Source organism: Actinomadura sp. NTSP31, assembly GCF_041951385.1.
Lineage (GTDB): Bacteria > Actinomycetota > Actinomycetes > Streptosporangiales > Streptosporangiaceae > Spirillospora > Spirillospora napierensis.
The window spans coordinates 663,622-683,705 of record NZ_JBGNUT010000001.1 but is presented as its reverse complement, the minus strand read 5'-3'; the positions used below and the strand labels follow the sequence as shown (position 1 = coordinate 683,705).

Annotated in this window: 16 protein-coding genes; 5 read left to right on the top strand and 11 right to left on the bottom strand. The window is 75.1% G+C overall.

What is annotated here, in order from left to right; genetic code table 11:
* Positions 1-25: 25 nt before the first annotated feature.
* Together ACA514_RS02835 and lanKC are read right to left on the bottom strand one after the other, a co-directional pair.
* On the bottom strand, positions 26-136 hold the full coding sequence (locus ACA514_RS02835) for a SapB/AmfS family lanthipeptide (RefSeq protein WP_285919784.1): 111 nt from the start codon (positions 134-136) through the stop codon (positions 26-28).
* Between the two features lie 6 nt (positions 137-142).
* Positions 143-2,698, bottom strand: a complete 2,556-nt coding sequence (lanKC, locus tag ACA514_RS02830; RefSeq protein WP_375039370.1) for a class III lanthionine synthetase LanKC — start codon at positions 2,696-2,698, stop codon at positions 143-145.
* A 227-nt stretch (positions 2,699-2,925) separates the two neighbouring features.
* On the opposite strand from lanKC, the gene ACA514_RS02825 reads away from it, so the two are divergent.
* The gene (locus tag ACA514_RS02825; RefSeq protein ID WP_375039369.1) at positions 2,926-3,726 is read left to right on the top strand and encodes an SDR family oxidoreductase; all 801 of its coding nucleotides are present in this window, start codon (positions 2,926-2,928) and stop codon (positions 3,724-3,726) included.
* Positions 3,723-4,787, top strand: a complete 1,065-nt coding sequence (locus ACA514_RS02820; RefSeq protein WP_375039368.1) for a dihydrodipicolinate reductase — start codon at positions 3,723-3,725, stop codon at positions 4,785-4,787. The genes ACA514_RS02825 and ACA514_RS02820 overlap by 4 nt, the downstream gene beginning before the upstream one ends.
* A gap of 1 nt (position 4,788) precedes the next feature.
* On the opposite strand, the gene ACA514_RS02815 is transcribed toward ACA514_RS02820, so the two are convergent.
* From ACA514_RS02815 to ACA514_RS02785, 7 genes are all read right to left on the bottom strand, one after another.
* Positions 4,789-5,655, bottom strand: coding sequence for a nitroreductase/quinone reductase family protein (locus tag ACA514_RS02815; protein ID WP_375039367.1), 867 nt, complete (start codon positions 5,653-5,655; stop codon positions 4,789-4,791).
* Positions 5,656-5,953: 298 nt separating this feature from the next.
* Positions 5,954-8,911, bottom strand: coding sequence for a BREX system ATP-binding domain-containing protein (locus tag ACA514_RS02810; protein WP_375039366.1), 2,958 nt, complete (start codon positions 8,909-8,911; stop codon positions 5,954-5,956).
* A gap of 65 nt (positions 8,912-8,976) precedes the next feature.
* Entirely contained in the window at positions 8,977-10,515 is a 1,539-nt protein-coding gene (locus ACA514_RS02805) for a class I adenylate-forming enzyme family protein (RefSeq protein WP_375039365.1), read from the bottom strand.
* Positions 10,512-11,738, bottom strand: a complete 1,227-nt coding sequence (locus ACA514_RS02800; protein WP_375039364.1) for a cytochrome P450 — start codon at positions 11,736-11,738, stop codon at positions 10,512-10,514. Before ACA514_RS02800 ends, ACA514_RS02805 begins: the two co-directional genes overlap by 4 nt.
* Before the next feature lie 5 nt (positions 11,739-11,743).
* Positions 11,744-12,835: an NAD(P)/FAD-dependent oxidoreductase gene (locus ACA514_RS02795; RefSeq protein ID WP_375039363.1), complete on the bottom strand. Its 1,092-nt coding sequence runs from the start codon at positions 12,833-12,835 to the stop codon at positions 11,744-11,746.
* Positions 12,832-13,776 (bottom strand): hypothetical protein, encoded by a 945-nt coding sequence (locus tag ACA514_RS02790; protein WP_375039362.1) that lies wholly within the window; start codon positions 13,774-13,776, stop codon positions 12,832-12,834. Before ACA514_RS02790 ends, ACA514_RS02795 begins: the two co-directional genes overlap by 4 nt.
* 171 nt (positions 13,777-13,947) lie before the next feature.
* Positions 13,948-15,201 (bottom strand): glycosyltransferase, encoded by a 1,254-nt coding sequence (locus tag ACA514_RS02785; RefSeq protein ID WP_375039361.1) that lies wholly within the window; start codon positions 15,199-15,201, stop codon positions 13,948-13,950.
* 168 nt (positions 15,202-15,369) lie between these two features.
* Here ACA514_RS02785 and ACA514_RS02780 point away from each other — a divergent pair, with 168 nt between their 5' ends.
* Both ACA514_RS02780 and ACA514_RS02775 read left to right on the top strand, forming a co-directional pair.
* Positions 15,370-16,044 carry a histone deacetylase gene (locus ACA514_RS02780; RefSeq protein ID WP_375039360.1) on the top strand — a complete coding sequence of 225 codons (675 nt, stop codon included), beginning with the start codon at positions 15,370-15,372 and terminating at the stop codon, positions 16,042-16,044.
* A complete protein-coding gene (locus tag ACA514_RS02775; RefSeq protein ID WP_375039359.1) occupies positions 16,031-16,483 on the top strand; it encodes a peroxiredoxin in 453 nt (150 codons plus the stop codon). Before ACA514_RS02780 ends, ACA514_RS02775 begins: the two co-directional genes overlap by 14 nt.
* Positions 16,484-16,507: 24 nt before the next feature.
* Here ACA514_RS02775 and ACA514_RS02770 read toward each other — a convergent pair whose 3' ends face one another.
* Positions 16,508-18,136, bottom strand: coding sequence for a CocE/NonD family hydrolase (locus ACA514_RS02770; RefSeq protein WP_375039384.1), 1,629 nt, complete (start codon positions 18,134-18,136; stop codon positions 16,508-16,510).
* A gap of 165 nt (positions 18,137-18,301) precedes the next feature.
* On the opposite strand from ACA514_RS02770, the gene ACA514_RS02765 reads away from it, so the two are divergent.
* Positions 18,302-19,384, top strand: coding sequence for a mechanosensitive ion channel family protein (locus tag ACA514_RS02765; RefSeq protein ID WP_375039358.1), 1,083 nt, complete (start codon positions 18,302-18,304; stop codon positions 19,382-19,384).
* 52 nt (positions 19,385-19,436) lie between these two features.
* Here the strand turns inward: ACA514_RS02765 and ACA514_RS02760 are convergent, their stop codons facing one another.
* Positions 19,437-20,021 (bottom strand): TetR-like C-terminal domain-containing protein, encoded by a 585-nt coding sequence (locus tag ACA514_RS02760; protein ID WP_375039357.1) that lies wholly within the window; start codon positions 20,019-20,021, stop codon positions 19,437-19,439.
* Between the last annotated feature and the right edge of the window lie 63 nt (positions 20,022-20,084).

Here is a 20,084-nt window from a genome sequence, read left to right as displayed (position 1 = left end):
CCGGGGGCCGCGGCCGCGTCGTGCGTCACAGGCACAGCAGGATGCTGGCCGCGCTGTCGCAGAGCAGGCTCAGCGTGCTCTTGCCGCCGCCGCCGTTGTGCTCCGACTCCATTCCCTGAAGGTCGAGGAGCGCCATGTTCCGTCACCCCCTTTCGGGCTGGATAGAGGTGGCCGCCGCGGAGGACTCCGCGGGGGGTCGGGGGGCCGTCGCCAGGAACGGCAGCCCGGCCGGGGCGTCGTGCGACGCCGCGCCGAGCGCGAGGAGCACACCGGCGGTGCCGGTGGCGAGGTCCATGGACAGCCGGAAGAGGTTCTCGCCGGGCGTCGCCAGGCCGCCGCCGAACGGCAGCGCGTGCCAGCCGAGGTCGCGGACGTGCCGGGCGACGCGCGGGTCGTCGCGGTCCTGGCGGGCGAGGTACAGCAGCATCCCGGCGCGCCCGCCGAACAGGCTCGGCTGCGCGTAGTACCGGGCCGCCGCGGCGAGCCGGACGGCCTCGCGGGCCCGCTCGAACTCCTCGTCGCGGCGGTGCGCGAGGTAGTCGTCCAGGACCAGGCCGATGCCGGCGCTGCCGAGCGCGAGGTAGGGCATGATCCGGTAGCCCTGGTCGACGAATAGCGCGCCCTGGCCGTCGTCGACGCAGCCCGCGAGGTCGCGGCGGAGCGCGGCGGCGGCCAGGTCGAGCAGCGCGGTGTCGCCGGTCCGCTCGTATTGGCGGATGAACATCAGCGCCGCGCCCGCGCCGCCGTGCATGAGGCCGGGCCGCGGGCTGCGCTCCGCCGCCGCCCGGTCCGCGACGATCCGGACGGCACGGCGGGCGGCGTCGCGCAGGCCGGTGTCGCCGGTGCGGTCGGCGAGGTCGTCCAGGACGAGCGCGACGCCCGGCAGGCCGCCGAACAGGTCGCCGCCGAGCCCTTCCCAGCGCTCGTTCAGGCAGTGGCCGGCGGCGGTGAGCGCGGCGTCGGTGCGGCCGAGGCGCGCGAGCACGTAGGCGGCGCCGAGCAGCCCGTCGTACAGGCCGAACCCGGTCCCGCGCGGCGGGTCGGCGACGCGGTCCGCCAGCCATTCCTCGTGGTCGGGATGGCGGCCCGCGCCGGTCGCTTCCAGCGCGTACAGGACGCCGGCGGCGCCGTGCGCCAGCCCGAGCCGCGCCTTGCCGAACTGCTCGACGTCGCCGGGGAACAGCCGGTCGGTCCGGCCCGGCGTGGCGCTCGCCAGGATCGCCCGGGTCAGGGCCTCCCGCGCGCGCTTCCAGCCGGCCGGGCCGGGCGCGAACGCCGGCGCGGGGGCGGGCGGCAGGTCACGGGTGATCTCCGCGACCGCCTCGTCCAGGAACGCGCGGGGCACCGGGAAGTAGCGGGCCGCGATGTCGGCGAGATGCCGGGCCTTGCCGCGGTCGATGACGAACAGGGTGGTCATCGGGACGAACAGGGCGAGCCGCAGGCAGGCCAGGCTGTACCGGTCGACCTCGACGCCGCGCCGGTCGCGCGGCGCCAGGAACGCCGGGCTGGCGAGGGTCTGCCGGCCCCGGTCGGCGGCGGGCGCCGCCGTCTCGAAGTCGATCAGCGCGACGGAGTCGTCCGGGCGGACCATGATGTTGAACATGTGCAGGTCGTTGAAGACGACGCCGCGCCCGTGCACGGCCGCCACGACGCGCTCGACGCCCTCGTGCACCCGCAGCGCCCACGCGGTGTAGTCCGCGAACTTCCGGGGGTCGGGGTCCGGGTCGAGCATGGGATGGCGCGTCGCGTAGAAGCCGTTGAGCGGTTTTCCCTCGATGAACTCGAGGACCAGGAAATGGTGCTCTCCGAGCGTGAAGGAATCGAGTACCCGGGGAACCCCGTCGATCCCTTCCAGCCGTTCCAGGGTCAGGCGCTCGCGTTCCAGGCGCTCCACGGCGTCGGCGCCGTCCGCGGCGAGACCGGCGTAGGGACGGCCCTCTTTCAGGACGACCTTGGCGCCGGTCCGGGTGTCCGTTCCGGCATAGACTCCTCCGCCATTGGAGAAATGCAGTGCCTTCTCGATGCGGTAGGGGAGGCCGGTCGTCGTCGTGGCCGAGCGGGCGGCCATGTGCGATTCCAGGCAGCGGGGGAGCGTCACCCATTCCGGCACGCTGAAGACGGGACCGCGCACGTCGGGGACGAGGTCGCCGGCGCCGTTCTCCAGCGCGGCGACGAGCTCGCCGCGCCCGTCCAGGCACCGCCGCTCGGCGAACCCGCCGTAGCGCACGTGCAGCGGCCCGTCGCCTATCCGCAGGTCGCTGAGGATGTAGGGGCCGGGCAGGCCCGCCACGCGGGCGCCCAGCTCGGCGAGCACCCGCTCCAGCTCGGCCTCGTTCTCGGGGTAGACCGTGACGAGCTTGCCGCTCGCGCCGCGCGGCGCGTACTTGGCGTTCCGTGTCCGCAGCGTTCCCGGGGCGCGCAGATGCTTGAATTCCAGGCCCTGGGCGACGCAGTAGTCCCAGGTGTGCTCGAGCACCTTGTCCGCGCTTTCCGCGCAGCCCGTCACATGGACTTTCCAGCCCTGCAGGGGAGTCCGCCGGACGGGCGGGACGTACACCGTCCACTCGTCCCCGCGCTCCTGTTCCCAGCCCTCGGGCAACGGCCGCCGTGAAATCGCGAAATCGGATTCACGGGAGATCGGCGGGACATCGTAAAAGAGCCTGTCCGCGATGCAGTAGAGCTCATAGCCCTTGTCCACGGATGGAATTCCTTCCCCGGCGCCGGCACGGTGGCGCCCACGAGAGAAGACAATTGCAGGCCCGCCGCGGCGCGGCCAGTAGCCGAAATAACGATCGACCCGTGAAGATCTCCCGCCCCCGGTGTGCGCGGATCACCCGCCGGTTCCCGCCGCGGCGCGGTATTGAAACAGGTTCTAGTTCCTGTCTAGGCTGGGCGGCCACGGGCGAGCGACCGGAGGTGACGCCGGTGATCCAGGACCGGTTCCGAATCGATGGCAGGGTCGCGGTGGTGACCGGGGCGGGCCGCGGGATCGGCGCGGCGGCCGCCGTGGCGCTCGCGCAGGCGGGCGCGGACGTGGTCGTGTCCGCCCGCACCGAGGAACAGCTGCGCAAGGTGGCGGCGGAGATCGAGGCGGCCGGCCGGCGCGCCCTGGTCGTCCCCGCCGACCTCAGCGCGCCGGACGCGGCGGCCGACCTGGCCGCCCGCGCCGTCGACGGCCTCGGCCGCCTCGACATCGTGGTCAACAACATGGGCGGCACGATCCCGAACGCCTTCCTGGACACCACGCCCCAGTACCTCGAGAACGCGTTCCAGTTCAATGTGAGCACCGCGCACGCGCTGACCCGCGCCGCCGTGCCGCACATCCTGGAGTCGGCCACCGCGTCCGTCCAGGGCGCCGTCGTCAACATCTCCTCGGTCCTGGGACGGGTCGCCGGGCGCGGCTACCTCGCCTACGGCACCGCCAAGGCCGCCCTCGCGCACTACACCCGGCTCGCCGCCACCGACCTCGCGCCGCGGATCCGCGTCAACGCGGTCGCCGTCGGCTCCGTCGCCACGTCCGCGCTCGACATCGTGATGACCAACGACGAGCTGCGCACCCAGATGGAGAAGGGCACCCCGCTCGGCCGCATCGGCGACCCGGAGGACGTCGCGGCGGCCGTCCTCTACCTCGCCTCGCCCGCGTCCGCCTACGTCACCGGCAGCCTGCTGCGCGTGGACGGCGGCATCGACGTCCCGAACCTCGACCTCGGCCTGGAGGACCTGTGACCTACCGCGTCGTCCAGTGGAGCACCGGCAACGTCGGCCGGCACGCCATCGCGGGCATTGACGCCCGCCCCGACCTGGAGCTGGCCGGGGTGTGGGTGTCCAACCCGGCCAAGATCGGCAAGGACGCCGGGGAGCTGGCCGGGCTCGGCCGCACCCTCGGCGTCGCCGCGTCGGGGTCGGAGGAGGAGCTGCTCGCGCTGCGCCCCGACTGCGTCGTCTACACCTCGATGGCCGACGTCCGGCTGATGGAGGCGATCGACGACCTGTGCCGCATCCTGCGCGCCGGGGTCAACGTCGTGTCCAGCAGCCCGGTGTTCCTGCAGTTCCCCGACGGCGTCGTCCCGCCGGAGATGTCCGATCCGGTGCGGGCGGCGGCCGAGGCGGGCGGCGCGTCGCTGTTCGTCAACGGCATCGACCCCGGCTTCGCCAACGACGCGCTGCCCCTCGCGGTCACCGGCATCAGCGAGCGGATCGACCAGGTCCGCTGCATGGAGATCCTCAACTACGCCACCTACGACCAGGGCACCATCCTGTTCGACGTGATGGGGTTCGGCCGGTCCCTGGACGATACGCCGATGCTCCTGCAGCCCGGCGTGCTCACCATGGCGTGGGGCAGCGTCGTCCGGCAGCTCGCCGCCGGCCTCGACGTGGAGCTGGACGAGGTCACCGAGCAGCACACCCGGCTGCCCGCCCCCGAGACCTTCGACGTCTCCGCCGGGACGGTCGAGAAGGGCACCGCCGCCGCGCTGCGCTTCGAGGTGCGCGGGATGCGCGGCGGCGAGCCCGTGATCGTCCTGGAGCACGTCACCCGGCTGCGCGACGACCTCGCCCCGGACTGGCCGCAGCCCGCGGGCGCCGGCTGCTACCGGGTCGAGGTGCGCGGCGAGCCGGACTACACCGTCGACCTCCAGCTGCTCGGCGGCGACGGCGACCACAACACCGCCGGTCTGAAGGCGACCGCGATGCGCCTCGTCAACGCGGTCCCCGCGGTGATCGCGGCACCCCCCGGCCTGCTCACCGCGCTCGACCTCCCGCTCATCACCGGCCGCGGCCTCCTCTGACCTACCGCGCGGGGGCGTTCAGGACCGGGACGAGCACCTCCTCCTCCCGGTCCAGGTGTCCCTCCAGATCGGCGGTGAGCCGGTCGACCTCGGCGGCGAGCGCCGCGCGGTCGGGAGCGCCGGCGGCGAGGACGGCCCGCAGGTCGTCCACGATCGCCTTGATGGCCTCGTGCTCCTGGCGCATCCGCGCCAGCGCCGGCGCCAGGTCGGGGCGGTCGCCCTCGACGCCCGGGAACAGCATCAGGTCCTCGCCCGCGTGGTGGTCGCCGAGGCCCTGGCACAGGACCAGGCAGTTGACCCGCAGCTGCGCGCCGAGCACCGGCCCGGACGCGGCGGCCTCCGCCCGGATCCGCCGCAGCTCGTCGCGGAACGCGTCGTGCACCGCGACGAGCAGGTCGCCCGGCCGCTCCGGCCCGGTCGGCGGCCCCTCCGCGACCTGGACGAGCGCGACGACCGGCAGCGTTCGGCCGGACTTCGCCTCGTACTCGCCCCACCCGGGGTCGGCCTCGACGGCCCGCGCGAACGCCCGGTCGCGCTCGCCGCCCTCCAGGACGACCGCGTCCGCCTCGTACGTGAACGCGCCGCTCTCCACGGTCACGCGGGGGTTCGCGACGAGGTTGCGGAACCACGCGGGGTGCTTCGGCGACCCGCCCGCCGACGCGATGACGAGGACGCGCCCGACACCGTCCGGCAGGTAGCCGAGCGGCGTCGTGTGCCGGGTGCCCGACCGCGCCCCGGTGGTGGTCAGCAGGAGCAGCCGGCCGCCCTCGAAAGGCCCGCCGACCCGGCCGGCGTTGGCGCGGAACTCCTCGATGACCTGCTGGTTGAAATCCATTCTGCGGTGGTCGTCCTCTCTGTTTCCGGGCATGGCGAATCGATCGTGAAAGAAACTGGGCGCACGCCGTTGAACGGCATGCGGAAACGGCACGCAAAATGGCGTGCGAAAAGGGGTGTGTCCGCGTGCGGCGCCCGGCGGGCACGCCGCTGACGTCGTACGATGCGGAAGAAGGAGGAAGTGCGATGGGCGGGCGGGCTGCGCGCCCGCCCCCGGCTCACTCGGAGGCCGGGTGCCTCTCTCGCTCGTGGCCCATGGCCGACCCGGCAGTCACGGAGAAGAACCTACCCAAACCGCGGGAATTGCTCAAGGCCTGATTCCGGGTCCCTTTTCACAGGCCTTCGCGGAGCGCCAGGGCGGCGGCCTGGGTGCGGCCCGTGACGTTCAGCTTCGCGAGGATGTTGGAGACGTGCACGCTCGCCGTCTTCGGGGAGATGAACAGCGCCGCCGCGATCTGCTTGTTGTTGCGGCCCTCCGCGACCAGCTTCAGCACCTCCCGCTCCCGCGCGGTCAGCGCGTCGAACGGCCCGGACGGGCCCGGCGCGGCGGGCCGGCCGGTGTCCAGCCGGGCGCGGGAGCCGAGGTCGCGGAGCGCGGCCAGCAGCGGCGCGGCGCCGAGCCGCTCGGCGGTCGCGACCGCCGGCCGCCACTCGGCCGCGGCGGCCTCCCGGTCGCCGCTCTCGGCGAGGGCCTCCGCGAGCCGCCACCGCGACCGCGCCACCTCGTAGACGTACCCGCCGTCCGGGTCGCCGTAGGTGAACAGGTCGGCCGCCTTGCGCCACAGGTCCACGTCGAGCACGCCGTCCAGGCGGCGCCGCTCGGCCTCGGCGCGGGCCAGCCAGGCGTGCCCCTCGACGCCGAGCCAGGCGCGGGGCTGTCCGCCGGAGGTGGTCGTCGCGGCGGTGCGGGCCCGCCCGATCAGGTCGTCGCCGATCCGGACGGCGGCGCGGACGGTCTCCTCGTCGCCGGCGGCGCGGGCGCGGGCCGCCCGCTCGGCCTGCGCCGCCAGGCCGGTCGCCGCGAGGCGGATGACGGGGGCCTCCAGCGTGTAGACGCTCTCCCGCAGCGTCCGCTCGACCTGCTCGGCGGCGGCGTCGGGGTCGCCGTTCCACAGCGCGTGCTCGGCGGCCAGGCCGCGCGCGACGTAGGTGAGGAACGCGTCCCGCCCCCACAGCGGCGCGATCCAGCGCAGCCGCTCGGCGACCGCCGGGCTGCCCTGGGCGACCTCGGTGAACAGCGCGTACGCCGACACCTGCGCCTCCGCCGTCCGCGTGACCCGGATGCCGAAGTCCTCGGCGAGCCGGTTCGCCTCGGCCCAGTCCCCGGACGTGTAGTGGATCAGGTACCGCATGCAGCGCAGGACGGTGCCGTAGGTGCTCCAGCCGAGGCCGCTGTCGAGCGTCCACTTCACGGCCTCGTCGGCGGCGGCGGTCGCGCCGGCCAGGTCGCCGCGGTCGAACTTCGTCCGGGCGTAGTGGAACGCGGCGCGCAGCGCGACCACCTGGCGGCCCTCCCGCAGCGCCAGGTCGCGGGCCCGCGCGAACACCTCGGCGACGCCGGTGGCGGCCTCCCGCGACTCCCGGAAGACCCCGAGCGTCACCAGCAGGCTCGCCTCGGCGCCCGCCGCCCCGGTCGCGCGCGCCAGCTCGATGGCCCGCTCCGCGAGCGCGGGCATCTCGCCGTGCTCGTCCTGGTACAGCAGGGTGCGCGCGTAGGTGGCCAGGGCGGCGGCGCGCTGGGCCGTGGGCGGGTCCTCCGGCAGCATCGCCACGGCGGCGCGGGCCATCTCCTGCGACTCGTCGTCCTCGTCGATGTCGCCGAGGTACTCGGCGAGCCGGTCGCGGAGCCGGGCGCCGAGCGGCACGTCCGCCGGGTCGGCCAGGTCGAGCATCCGGCGCAGCCGGGAGACCGCCCGGCGCTGCTCGCCCGACCGCCCCGAGGTGCGGACGGCGTCCAGGGACAGCCCCGTCCGGTCGGTGCCGGCGGCCTCCTCGGGGTCCGGCACCGCCTCCCACAGCTCCAGCGCCCGGTCGTAGTGCTCGAACGCCTCGGCGGGCGCGCCGAGCCGCTCGGCCTCGCGGCCCGCCCGCACCGACGCGGCGAACGCGGTCGGCAGGTCGTGCGCGGCGAGGCTGTGGTGCGCCAGCTCCGCGGCCGACCCGCCCCGCTCGCCCGGACGCCCGTCCGCCGGCGCCGCGGCGAGCAGCCGGGCGAAGTCGGCGTGCAGCCGGGTCCGCTCGCCCGGCAGCAGGTCGGCGTAGACGACCTCGCGCAGCAGCGCGTGCCGGAAGGAGTACCCGATGCCCGCCGGGACGAGAAGCTGGTGCGAGACGACCTCGCGCAGCGCTTCCCCGACCGCGGCCTCGTCCAGGCCCGCCACCCGGCGGACCAGCTCGTCGTCGATGCGCCGCCCGGCCACCGCGGCGACCCGCACGACGCGCTGCGCGCCGTCCGACAGCCGCTCGACCCGCGACAGCAGCAGGTCCGCCAGGCCGGCGGGCAGCTCCTCGCCGGTGCTCGCCGCCGAGTACAGCTCGGCGGCGTAGAAGGCGTTGCCCTCCGAGCGCCGGTACACCCGCTCGACCGTCTCGGCGGTCACCGGCGCCCCGCCGCCCGCCAGCCCGGCCAGGTACTCGGCGGTCTCGCCCGGCCCGAACGGCCGGACCTCCACGCCGGTCACGGTCGGCAGCCGCAGCAGCTCGGCGACCACCGGCCGCAGCGGGTGGCGGCGGTGCAGGTCGTCGGAGCGGTAGGTGCCGACCAGGCAGACCCGCTCGCGCGACAGCACCCGGCTGAGGAAGGTCAGCAGGTGCCGGGTCGACCGGTCCGCCCAGTGCAGGTCCTCCAGCACGAGCAGGACGGGCCGGTCCGCCTCGCCGGTCTGCGCGCCGAGCGCGCCGAGCATCCCGAGCACCGCGCCGAACAGCTGCTGCTGGCCGAGCTCGGACGCCGCGTCGGGGCCGCCCTCGCCGTCGGGGAGCAGCCCCCGCAGCACCGGGCGCTCCTCCAGCGCGGCGCGGACGTCCGCCGCCTCGGCGCCGGTGCCGCGGGACGCGGTCCACAGCGCGTCGGCCAGCGGCAGGTACGGCATGCTCTCGCCCAGCTCGGCGCACTGCCCGACCAGCACCGCGCAGCCCCGCTCGCGGGCGGTGGCGGTGAGCGCGGACACCAGGTGCGTCTTGCCGACCCCGGCGTCGCCGCTCACCAGCACGACGGCGGCGCCGCCCGCGGCGGCCCGGTCGAGCGCGGCGGTCAGCTCCGCCAGTTCGGCGGTCCTGCCGATCAGCACCCGCCGCCCCCTTCCGTCATCCCGCACAGTATCCCAGCGATCGGGATGTTCCGGGCCCGGAACGATCAGGGGGCGGACGGCCGCCCCGGGGCGCCCGTGCTTGCGCCCGCGCCCGCGTCGGTGCCGGCGGCGAACCGCGCGGCCAGCGCCGCCTTGTCGGGCTTGCCGCCGGGCGTGCGGGGCAGCTCGTCGACCACCCAGAGCCGGTGCGGCTCGCACCGCTCGCCGAGCGACCCGCGGACCAGCGCGCGCAGCCCGTCGAGATCGACGCGCCGCCCGTCCCGCCCGACGACCGCGCCCGCCAGGACGCGCCCGGAGGCGTGGGGGAGCGCGAACACGGCGGCGTCCAGCACGGCGGGGTGGCCGGTCAGGACGTGCTCGATCGGGTGCGCGTACAGGCCGTCCGGGAGCCGGTCCTCGGTCCGGTCGAGCAGGAACAGGTACCCGTCGCCGTCCATCCGGCCGACGTCGCCGGTGCGCGCCCACTCGTCCCGCACCGCCGCCGCCGTGCGGGAGTCGTCGTCCACGTAACCGATCATCCGCTGCGGCGACCGGACCCACACCTCGCCGGCCTCGCCGGGCGGCAGGTCCGTCCCGTCCGGGGCGCGGACGCGCAGCTCGACGCCCGGCGCGGCCCGCCCCACCGACATCAGCAGTTCGGGACGGGCGTGGTCGCGCGGCTCCAGGACGGTCAGGAACCCGCTCTCGGTCGTCCCGTAGTTCTGCATGAGCAGCGGGCCCAGCCGCCCGGCGGCCCGCGCGGTGCGGGCGGGGACCGCGGCGGCGCCGCCGTAGATCATCAGCCGCAGCGCCGTCAGGTCGGCGGGCGCGTCCTCCAGATGCTCGGCGAGCGCGTACAGGTCGGCCGGGCGGCCGGCCATCAGGTGCGTCGCGGCCTCCCGCTCGATCGCCTCGGCGAGCCGCGCCGGCGGCCCGGCCGGCTCCAGGATCGCGGTGCCGCCGCCCGCCAGCGTCCACAGCGCGAACAGTTTCCGCAGGTAGCCCGCGCGCGGGGTGACCAGCAGCCGCCAGGGAGGCGGGCCGAACATGGCCCGCGCGGCGGCCAGGTGCGCGGCCTCGGTCCGGTGCGCGTACGCCACGATCTTGCTCGGGCCGGTCGTCCCGCTGCTGAACGTCGCGAAGGAGACGGCGCCGGGATCGGCGGGATGCGGCTCGCCGACCGGGCCGGGCGCCGGCGAGAGGAACAGCTCGTCGTCCAGGGCCTGCCGGACGCGCATCGGCCAGGCCGCCAGCAGCGGCTGCACGTCGTCGCGCCGGCCGGGCGCGTACAGCAGGACGGACGCGTCCAGCGCCCGCAGCGCCCGCACGGCGACCTCGACCGGCACGCCCCTCCACACCTGGACGAACGGGCAGCCGAGGGCGACCGCGGCGATCCGGCCGAGCAGCGACTCCGTCCCGTCGCCGTACAGGCACGCGACCGTGTCGCCCGGGCGGACGCCGCGTTCGGTCAGCCGGGCGACGGCGGCCGACACCATCTCCAGGACGTCGTCGCCCGACAGCCGCAGCCCGCCGTGCACCAGCGCCTCGCGCGGGCCCGCCGCCCGCAGGCCGTCCAGCAGCGCGGGCCCGAGCCCGCCGGTCACCGGGCCCGCCCGCCGAGCAGCACCGGCAGGGACGTGGTGCCGACCGCGAGCACCGACGGCACCGGGCGCAGCTCGTCCTCCGCCGCCGCGAGCGCGATGCCGGGGAACGCCTCGAACAGCGCCGCCAGCGCGACCTCGCCCACGAGCCTGCCGAGCGGGGCGCCGAGGCAGAAGTGCGGGCCGTGCCCGAAGGACAGGTGCTGCGGCGCGTCCGACGCCAGGTCGAACCGCGCGGCGCGGTCGCCGTACCGGTCCGGGTCCCGCCCGGCCGCGGCGAAGCAGGCGAGGACGGCCTCGCCGCGGCGCACGGTGACGCCGCCGATCTCCACGTCCCGCGTCGCGTACCGCATGGGGAAGTGGCGCAGCGGCGGCTCCAGCCGCAGCGCCTCCTCCACCGCCGCGCTCCACGGCCGGGCGCCCGAGCGCACCAGGCCGAGCTGGTCCGGGCGGGACAGCAGCAGCCGGACCGCGTTGGTGATCAGGTTGACGGTCGTCGCGTGCCCCGCGACGAACACCTCCTGGACGGTGTCGAACACCTCCCCGGCGGTCAGCTCCCGGCCCTCCAGCGCGACCAGCTCGCTGATCAGGTCGCCGGCCGGGTTCCGCCGCCGCTCGTCGACGACCTCGCGGATCACCGCGTCGCGCGCGGTGCGCGCGCCGGTCAGCTCCGCCGCGTCGCCGCGGGTGGTGGCGAGCACGTGCCCGTGCTCGTGCAGCACCGCACGCCTCTCGCGCGGGATGCCCATGATGTCGGAGATGACGTCGCAGGGCAGCGGGTAGGCGAACTCCCGCCGCAGGTCGGCCGGGCCGGGCGGCAGCTCCGCCAGCCGGTCGACGAAGTCCGCGGTCACCGCCTCGACGCGGGGCCGCAGCGCGGCGACCCGGCGCGCCGAGAACAGCGGCGACAGCGGGCCGCGCAGCCGCCGGTGGTCGTCCCCCTCGGCGTTCAGCATCGTCCGGGCGAGGACGACCTGCGCGAGCGTGCCGGCCGGGCACAGCGACCGCCGGCCCTCCGCCGACCAGTGCCGGACGTCCCGGGAAAGGTCCGGATGGGCGAGGACGGCCTCCAGCGCCGAGTACCGCGCCGCCGCCCACGCCCGGACGCCCTCGATCTCGACGGGCACCAGCGCCCCGGCCCGCCGCAACCGCTCGTTGTCCCCGTGCACGTCCCGCGTCGCCGGATCGAGGACGAAACGGGCGGGCTCCTCCGTCGTCAGGGCCATGGCCGTCACACCCGTTCCGGGGTCGCGGCGAGCGGCCCGGCATCGAAGTCGGGCGTCCGGCCGAAGTACAGGTCGCGGACCAGTTCGCCGGCGGCGGGCGCGGTGCACAGGCCGTGCCCGGAGAACCCCGCCGCGTACAGGAACGGCGTCTCGCCCGGCAGCCGGCCGATGAACTCGGTCCGGTCCGGGCTGGCGTCGCGGACGCCGGTGAACGCCGTCCGCACCTCCGCACCGGCCAGCGCCGGGTACACGGCGGCGAGCCGCTCGCGCACCCGCGCCCGCCACCCGTCCCGGTCGGGCCCCGGATAGCCCATGCCGACCAGCAGCCCGTCACCGCGCTTGCGCACGAGCAGGCCGCTCGCCGCGTGCAGCGTCATCGGGACGTCCGGCACCGGTTCCCCGGACGGCGGCGGCCCGCAGGCCAGCAGCTCCTGCTCGACGGGGTCGCCGAGCGGCAGCTCCACCCCGGCCGCGCGGGCCAGCGGAGCCGACCAGGCGCCGGCCGCGCAGACGACGGCGGCGGCGGTGAGCGGGCCGTCGCCGGTCTCCAGCCGGCCGGACGCGATGTCGACCGCCTTGACGGGGCAGCCCGTCCGCAGCTCCGCGCCCGCCCGCCGCGCCGCCGCGGCGAACCCGCCGACGATCGCCGCGGTGTCCGACACGTACGCGTCCGGTGACCACGCCGCCGCCAGCAGCGGGACGTCGCCGAGCAGCGGGTTGCGCCGCCGCGCCTCGTCGGCGTCGATCAGCCGCACGTCCACGCCGGCGGCGCGCTGCGCCGGGAGGTCGGCCTCGAACGCCGCGACCTGCTCCGGCTCGCCGAACAGCACGAGGTATCCGACCGGCCGCAGCGGGACCGCCCTCCCGGACCGCTTCGCGAACGTCCGGTAGGCGGCCAGGCTCCGCACGGCCATCGCCGAGCTGACCGGATTGCCGGGAAAGTAGGTGCGGACGACGTCCGCCGTCGCGCGGGACGCGCCCGACCCCAGCGCGCCGCGCTCCAGCAGCACGGTCTCGACGCCCGCCTCGGCCAGATGGCAGGCGGCCGACAGCCCGACGACCCCGCCGCCGATCACCGCCGCCGGCCCGCGGCTCACGACGCGGCCCCGGCCTGCCGCAGATGGTCGCCGACGCTCCACGGGAACAGGTGCAGGTTCCAGCCGCCCAGGCAGTTGACGTACAGCGCCATGTGCGCCAGCACCGCGGCGAAGTCCTGGCGCGTCGCGAGCCGGTCCAGGCCGTCCAGCAGCCGCTCGGTGAACGCGCCCAGCGTCTCCAGGCCGCAGTAGGCGAGGAACTCCGCCGGCACCGCGATCATCGCGCGGGCCGCCATCCGCAGCGACTCCAGCGGCATCCCCTCGTGCGCCAGCCGGACGAGTCCGCTGTAGGCGTTGTAGCCCAGCGGGCGCGTCTCGCCGTTGACGAACAGCAGCGTCGTCAGCACGGTCCCGTGCGTGCCGGCGCGCGAGGCGATGCGCCCGTCGTGCAGGTCGGCCAGCTCGCGCGGCGGGTCCAGCCAGATCCGCTCGGTCTCGGCGTGCACGTCGCCGGCCAGCGCGTCCATCTCCGGATCGGCCGCGTGCAGCCGCGGCAGCCGGTGCCCGCCCGGCTCCCCGGCCCGGCGCACCTCCGCCACCACCGGCTTCTTGGAGGAGTACACCGACTCCCACACGGCCCGCCCCGCGTCGGTGAGGGCGTCCAGGTCGCCGGGGACGACCTGCCCGATCGGCGTCGCCGCCATCGGCTCGGTCAGCTCGCCGTACTTGATGCCGAGGTGCTGGAGCCGCGAGCAGAACAGCGTGCCGTCCGGCACGGTCCGCCGGTCCACCCGGTACGCCGCTGGCAGGTGCAGCACCTCGTGGACCGGCGCGACGTGGTAGAGGTGATGGCCGGCGATGAGGGCGTGGCCTTGGAGGCTCCGGTAGGGCAGCGCGTCCCAGAGCGCGTCCGCGAGCACGGCGTTGCGTTCGTCCAGGTCGGCGTGCACGGTGACGCCCAGCACGGGCCAGCCGATCTCAATGCGTCGAAGAGTGTTCACAGTGCGTAGCGATACCCGGCGGTCTGCGAAAACATGCCCTCTGACCTGCGAAGACACGACCTCCGATCGGCATGCCGCGGCCCTTCGCGCGTTCCGCCCGCGCCCTCCGCGCACAGTGACGGGCCCCGGATCCGGCGGGGGCGGATCCGGGGCCCGTCGTGGACGGAGGCGTCAGCCGGCGAGGGCGGGGATCCTCTCGGCCTCGGGCTCCGTCTCGTCCTCCGCCGCCTCGGCGGACGGCTCCGGCTCGGGGACCGGCAGCACCCGCTCGTAGGCGCGCAGCGTCTCGGCCGCGATCCGGTCCCAGGAGTAGCGGGACCGGGCCCGGTCCGCCGCCGCGATCGAGTAGCCGTGCAGCGTGGTCTCCTCGCCGAGCAGCCGGCGCACCGCGCGGCCGATCATCGCGGGCCGCCCGGCCGGCACGTGCAGGCCGGTGATCTTGTCGAGCACCTCGTCGGTGTTGCCGCCGGCGGGCGTCGCCACCACCGGCACGCCGCAGGCCATGGCCTCCAGCGGCGCCGCGGGGGACGGCTGCGCCGGGGTCAGGCACAGCGCGAGGCTCGCGGTGCGCAGCAGCTTCGGCAGCGACTTGCGCGGCAGCCGGCCGAGGAAGATCACGCGGTCGGCGACGTGCAGCTCCTTGGCCAGCATCATCAGCCGGTGCACGACCGCGTCGTTCTCCAGGTCCTCGCGGGCGGGACCGCCCGCCACGGCCAGCTCGGCGCCGGGCACGTGCACCAGCGCGCGCAGCGCGGTCGCCACGTCGCCGGTCTCCAGGTCGTCGCAGACCATCACCAGCCGGTCCCGGTCGCCGTGCGGCATCGCCGGGCCGACCTGCGCGAACTGCTCGGCGTCCACGGCGTAGGGGACCACCGCGACCGACGGCCGCGGCACGCCCATCCGGACCACCGCGCCCGCCTCCTCGGCGTGCCCGGCGATGACGACGTCGGCGCCGCGGCCGATCGCCTTCTCCAGCCGGTCGCGGTGCGGGTGGACGGGGCGGCCGGCGCGCCGCTCGGCGGCGGCCACGCCGTGGTAGCTCTGGGCGAAGGGGATGCCGAGCTCGCGGGCGACGGCGCAGGCGGCGAGGCCGCCGATCCAGCCGTGCGCGTGCACGAGGTCGGGGCGGCCGGCGCCGGACCAGCGGTGCCGCAGCTCGTCGGCGAGGTCGCGGACGTGCTGGAGCAGCTCGTCGTCGGACAGCGGGCGCGCCGGGCCGGCGTCCAGCCGCACCAGGGTCGCGCCGGGGCCGAGCCGGACCCGGCCGCGGGCGTCCTCGTCCTGGCGGCGGGCGTACACCGTCACCTGGTGGCCCGCGTCACCGCGGGCGAGGGAACGGGCGAGATCCCGGACGTGGACTGACTGCAGGTGTTCGCCGTCAAGGTCGGAGGCGGACACGAGAGCGATGTTCAGCGTGCGGTGCATGACGTATCCTCCGGGACAACACAGGGGAAGCCTGGAGGTATCTGCGTCGTAGACACCTGACTCGCTGAGACTATTTCCGGCCGCTCTCCCCGTCAAACCTCGCGAATCGGAACGCTCTCCCCATCGCGCCCCCGCCGCCGCCCCTCACCAGCGTGGATACTGGAAGGGATGGACGAAAGTTCGCTCTGGTACGTCGCGTACGGCTCGAACCTCTTCCACGAGAGGTTCGCCTGCTACCTGTCCGGAGGCCGGCCCGCCGGCGGCGCCCGCCGCTACACCGGCTGCCGCGACCCCCGGCCCCCCCGCGCCGAGCTGTCGGTCACGGTGCCCGGCGGCATCTACTTCGCGCTGACGTCCCAGGTGTGGGGCGGCGGCATGGCCTTCTACGACCCGGCCCTGCCCGGACGGGCCGCCGCCCGCGCCTACCTGCTGACCCGCCGCCAGTTCTGCGACGTGATGTCGCAGGAGATGCGCCGCGACGTCGGCACCGACCACGACCTGTCGGAGGCCGTCGCGCACGGCCGCCAGCGCGTCGGCCCCGGCCGCTACGAGACGATCGTCAGGGTCGGCGAGCGGGGCGGCCACCCGATGCTGACGTTCACCGCGCCGCAGCCCGCGTCCGCCGCCGAGCTGAACGCGCCGTCCGCGCCGTACCTCACCATGCTCGGCCACGGCCTGCACGAGGCGCACGGCTGGGCGCCCGCCCGCGCCGCCGGCTACCTCGCCGCCCGTCCCGGCGCCCGCGGCGCCTGGACCCCGCGCCGCATCGCCGCGCTCCTCGACCCGCCCCGCCGTCCCGCCGACCGCGCCGCGGGGCTACCGTCGTCGCATGAACGTCGGTGACGTCGTTGACGACTTCGAACTGCCCGACCAGACGGGCGAACCGCGCACCCTGACCGGCCTGCTGGAACAGGGCCCGGTCGTCCTGTTCTTCTACCCGGCCGCCATGACCCCCGGATGCACCGCCGAGGCCTGCCACTTCCGCGACCTCGTCGCCGAGCTCGCCGAGGTCGGCGCGCACCCCGTCGGCGTCAGCGCCGACGCGGTCGCCAAGCAGAAGGAGTTCGCCGAGAAGCACTCCTTCGCCTACCCCCTGCTCTCCGACCCCGAAGGCACCGTCCGCGCCCGCTTCGGCGTCAAGCGCGGCCTCGCCCTCATGCCCACCAAACGCCAGACGTTCGTCATCGACACCGACCGCCGCGTCCTCGCCGTCGTCAAGAGCGAGGTCCGCATGAACACCCACGCCGACAAGGCCCTGGAGGCCCTGAGAGCCCGCAAGTAGCGCGCCCCCGCTCCGCCGCGCCGCTCAGGAGGCGGGCACCACCGGGAGGACGACGGCGCTCGGATGGTCCGGGGTGTGCAGGATCTCCTGGTCGGCGGTGAGCATCTCGGTGGCGGTGCCGATGGGGGCGCCGGTGCCGGGGTTGCGGGCCACGCGGGGGTAGGCGCCGCTGGCGACCTGGACGCGGACGCGGTGGCCGCGCAGGAAGCGGTGACCGGCCGGCCACAGCTCGACGGTGACGCGGCGGACGCCGTCCTCGCCGGTCTCCGGGGTGCCGGGGACGAGCCGCCGCATGCCCTCGCACAGGTTGCGGGACTCGCCGTCCGGGGCGACGTCGCAGAGCCGGACGACGAAGTCGGTGTGCTCCCGGTTCGACCGGATGTGCAGGTCCGCGGTGACCGGGCCGATGATCTCCAGGTCGTCGTCCAGCACCGGCGAGGTGTAGACGAGCACGTCGCGGCGGCGCTCGAGGCGGCGCTGGTCGGTGACGGGGTGGGTCTCGCCGAGCAGGGTGGGGCCGCCGAGGAACGGCGTCGGGTGCTCGGGGTCGTACCGGTAGGTGTCGGGTTCGGACTCGGGCGGCTGGTCGGGGGAGAGGGCGCCGGCGGGCTGCAGGTGCCAGCGCTCCTCGCGCATGCCGGGGACGGGCCAGTCGGGGAACTCGCGCCACTCGTCCACGCCGGTCACCAGCAGCCGGACGGGCTGCTCCCGCAGGCCGGACGGGTCGTCCAGCAGGTGCGCGCGGAACCACTTGACGGACTCGGCCACCGAGCCGCGCATCATCCGCTGGTCGGCGTGGAACCAGGGGCCGATGGTGAGGTAGGGGCGGTGCCCGGCGGCGCGGAGGGCGGCGTAGTCCTTGAGCTGCCACGGCAGGAAGATGTCGTACCAGCCGCCGGTCATGTTCACCGGCGCGTCCACCCGCGAGACGGTGGGGCTGAAGTCGCGCTTGTCCCAGAACGGGGTGTCGGGGCCGTTGACCAGGAGCTCCTGGAAGAACCGCTGCTGCTCGCCCGTCGCGAGCCGGTCGAGCTCGGCGAGCGGGCGCCCCGACAGCGCGGCGCGCCGGGCCCGGCGCGGCGACATGATGCCGGTGGTGATGCCGGACAGGGAGTTCTTCATCCGGGCGGTGAGGTCGACCCAGATCAGCAGGGACTCCAGCGCGAACGTCCCGCCGACGTTGATCGCGTCGCGGAACGTGGACGCGGTGACCTGCATCGACAGGGCCTTCAGTGCGGACCCGGCCTCCGCGGCGACGGCCCACTGGACGTAGCCGAGGTAGCTCGGCCCGTGCATGGCGAAGGATCCGCCGAACCACGGCTGGTCCTTGAGCCAGGCGATGGTGGCCAGGCCGTCCTCGCGCTCGTCGAGCGCCTCGAACACGCCGCCGGAGCCGAAGCCGCCGCGCACGCTCTGCACCACGGCCTGGAAGCCGTGCGAGGCGAACGCCTGCCCGCACATCAGCCCGAACGGCCCGCGCCGCCCGTACGGCGAGCGGACGAGCACGACCGGCGCCCGCTCGACGTCGGCGGGCGCGTACCGGTCGGCCAGCAGCGTCACCCCGTCGGCGGCCGGGACCTTCAGGTCGCGGTCGACCGTCACCTTATGGGGGCCGTTCCGCAGTCCGAGCGCCGTGACCCCGAGCCGGCGCATTCTCTCCACGGCTACCACTTGATCGATCGTATCCGCCGGGGGACGGGGGCATGGCTGTGAGGTGTCTCGCAGAGTTGTGGGGTTTCACTACGATCGAGGGCGGTTTGCGGCAAGGTTGCGCGTTGCCGATGAACGGGCGGCGCGAGCCGTTCGGGAGAGGGATCGATGGACGCCTTTGACGGGGTGAGCTGGGAACGGGTCGTCGCCGCCGCCGTCGTGATGGTCGTCGCCCTGGTGATCGCGGTGGTGCTGCGGCTGCTCACCGGCCGCCTGCTCAGCCGGGCCGGGGACACCCGCTGGGCCTGGGACGACCTCGCGGCGCGGCTGGTGCGGGACCTGGCGGTGCCGGTCGCGGTGCTCGGCGGCGCGTGGATCGCGGCGAACGTCCTGGAGTTGCGGCGCGGCACGCTGGACGTTTCGGCCAGGGTGCTGACGGCCACGACGATCCTGGTGGTGTCGCTGGCGCTGGCGCGGCTGATCGCGGGGGTGGTCGGCTCCGTCGCGTCCGCCCGGCAGGGTGTCGCCGCGAACGTGACGATCTTCGCGAACATCACCCGGGTGGTGGTGATGGGCCTCGGCGTGCTCGTCATGCTGCAGAGCCTCGGGATCTCGATCTCCCCGCTGCTCGGGGCGCTGGGCGTCGGCGGCCTGGCGGTGGCGCTGGCCTTGCAGGACACCCTCGCCAACCTGTTCGCGGGGGTGCACGTGCTGGCGTCCAAGACCATCGAGCCGGGCGACTACATCAAGCTGAGCACCGGCCAGGAGGGGTACGTCGTCGACATCAACTGGCGCAACACCTCCATCCGGACGCTGTCGGACAACATCGAGGTCATCCCGAACGCGCGGTTCTCCGACTCGATCCTCACCAACTACCACCGGCCCGCCCAGGACATGTCGCTGCTGATCCAGGCGAGCGTGGCCTACGAGAGCGACCTGGAACACGTCGAGAAGGTGGTCGTGGAGGTCGGGGAGCAGGTGATGAACGAGGTCGAGGGCGGTGTCAAGGAGGCCGAGCCGCTGGTGCGCTTCCACACCTTCGCCGAATCCGGGATCGGCTTCACCGTGATCCTGCGGACGGGCGAGTTCGGCGACCAGTTCAGGATCAAGCACGAGTTCGTCAAGCGGCTGCACCGCCGGTTCGGCGAGGAGGGGATCCAGATCCCCTACCCGCGCCGGCAGCTCATCCTGCCCGCCGCTCCCGGCGCCGCCGACCTCGACGGCGCCGCCGTCCCGCGTCCGGCGCCCTGACCCGCGCGGCGGGCCCGCCGCCGGCGCGCGGCCGCCCCGGTGCTCCGCCCGGTCAGGGGCGGAGCATCGGCATGATGACGTCGTCGACCAGCGCGACGATGAACGCGTCGGTGACCTCGGACGACTCGGTGAGCGTGTGGTACACGATCATCGCGGGGCCGACGTTGGCGACCTGCCGGGTGGCGGCCCCGGGCCGGACCGCGCCGCGCTCGGCGCCGTCCACGAGCACCCGGTACAGCGCCTCCTTGAGCGGTTCGCTCAGCCGCGACTTCACGACGTCGTGCATGAGCCCCTTGCCATCGGCGCCGCCGGTCTCCTCCTTGAGCACCCGGATCGGCGCGCCGTGGCAGGCGATGATGGTCTCGCGGAAGGCCCGGCACAGCCGCAGGACGTCCGCGCGGACGTCGCCGGTCGGCTCCTGGGCGGGCGGTTCGGGGAGCGCGTGCTTGAGCGCGTCGGTGATGAGCTCGTCCTTGGACTGCCAGCGCCGGTAGAGCGCGGCCTTGCCGGTGCGGGCGGCGGCGGCGACGCCCTCCATGGTCAGTTTCCGGTAGCCGACCGCTTCGAGCTGCTCGAACACCGCGCCGTAGATCGCCGCCTCCAGCGCGTCGCCGCGCCTGCGGGTGGCCGGGCTCACCGCGCCCTCCCGAAAATAGTGAACGCGGACGTTCTCTCTCGTGCCGATCGGTGGTACGTTTCC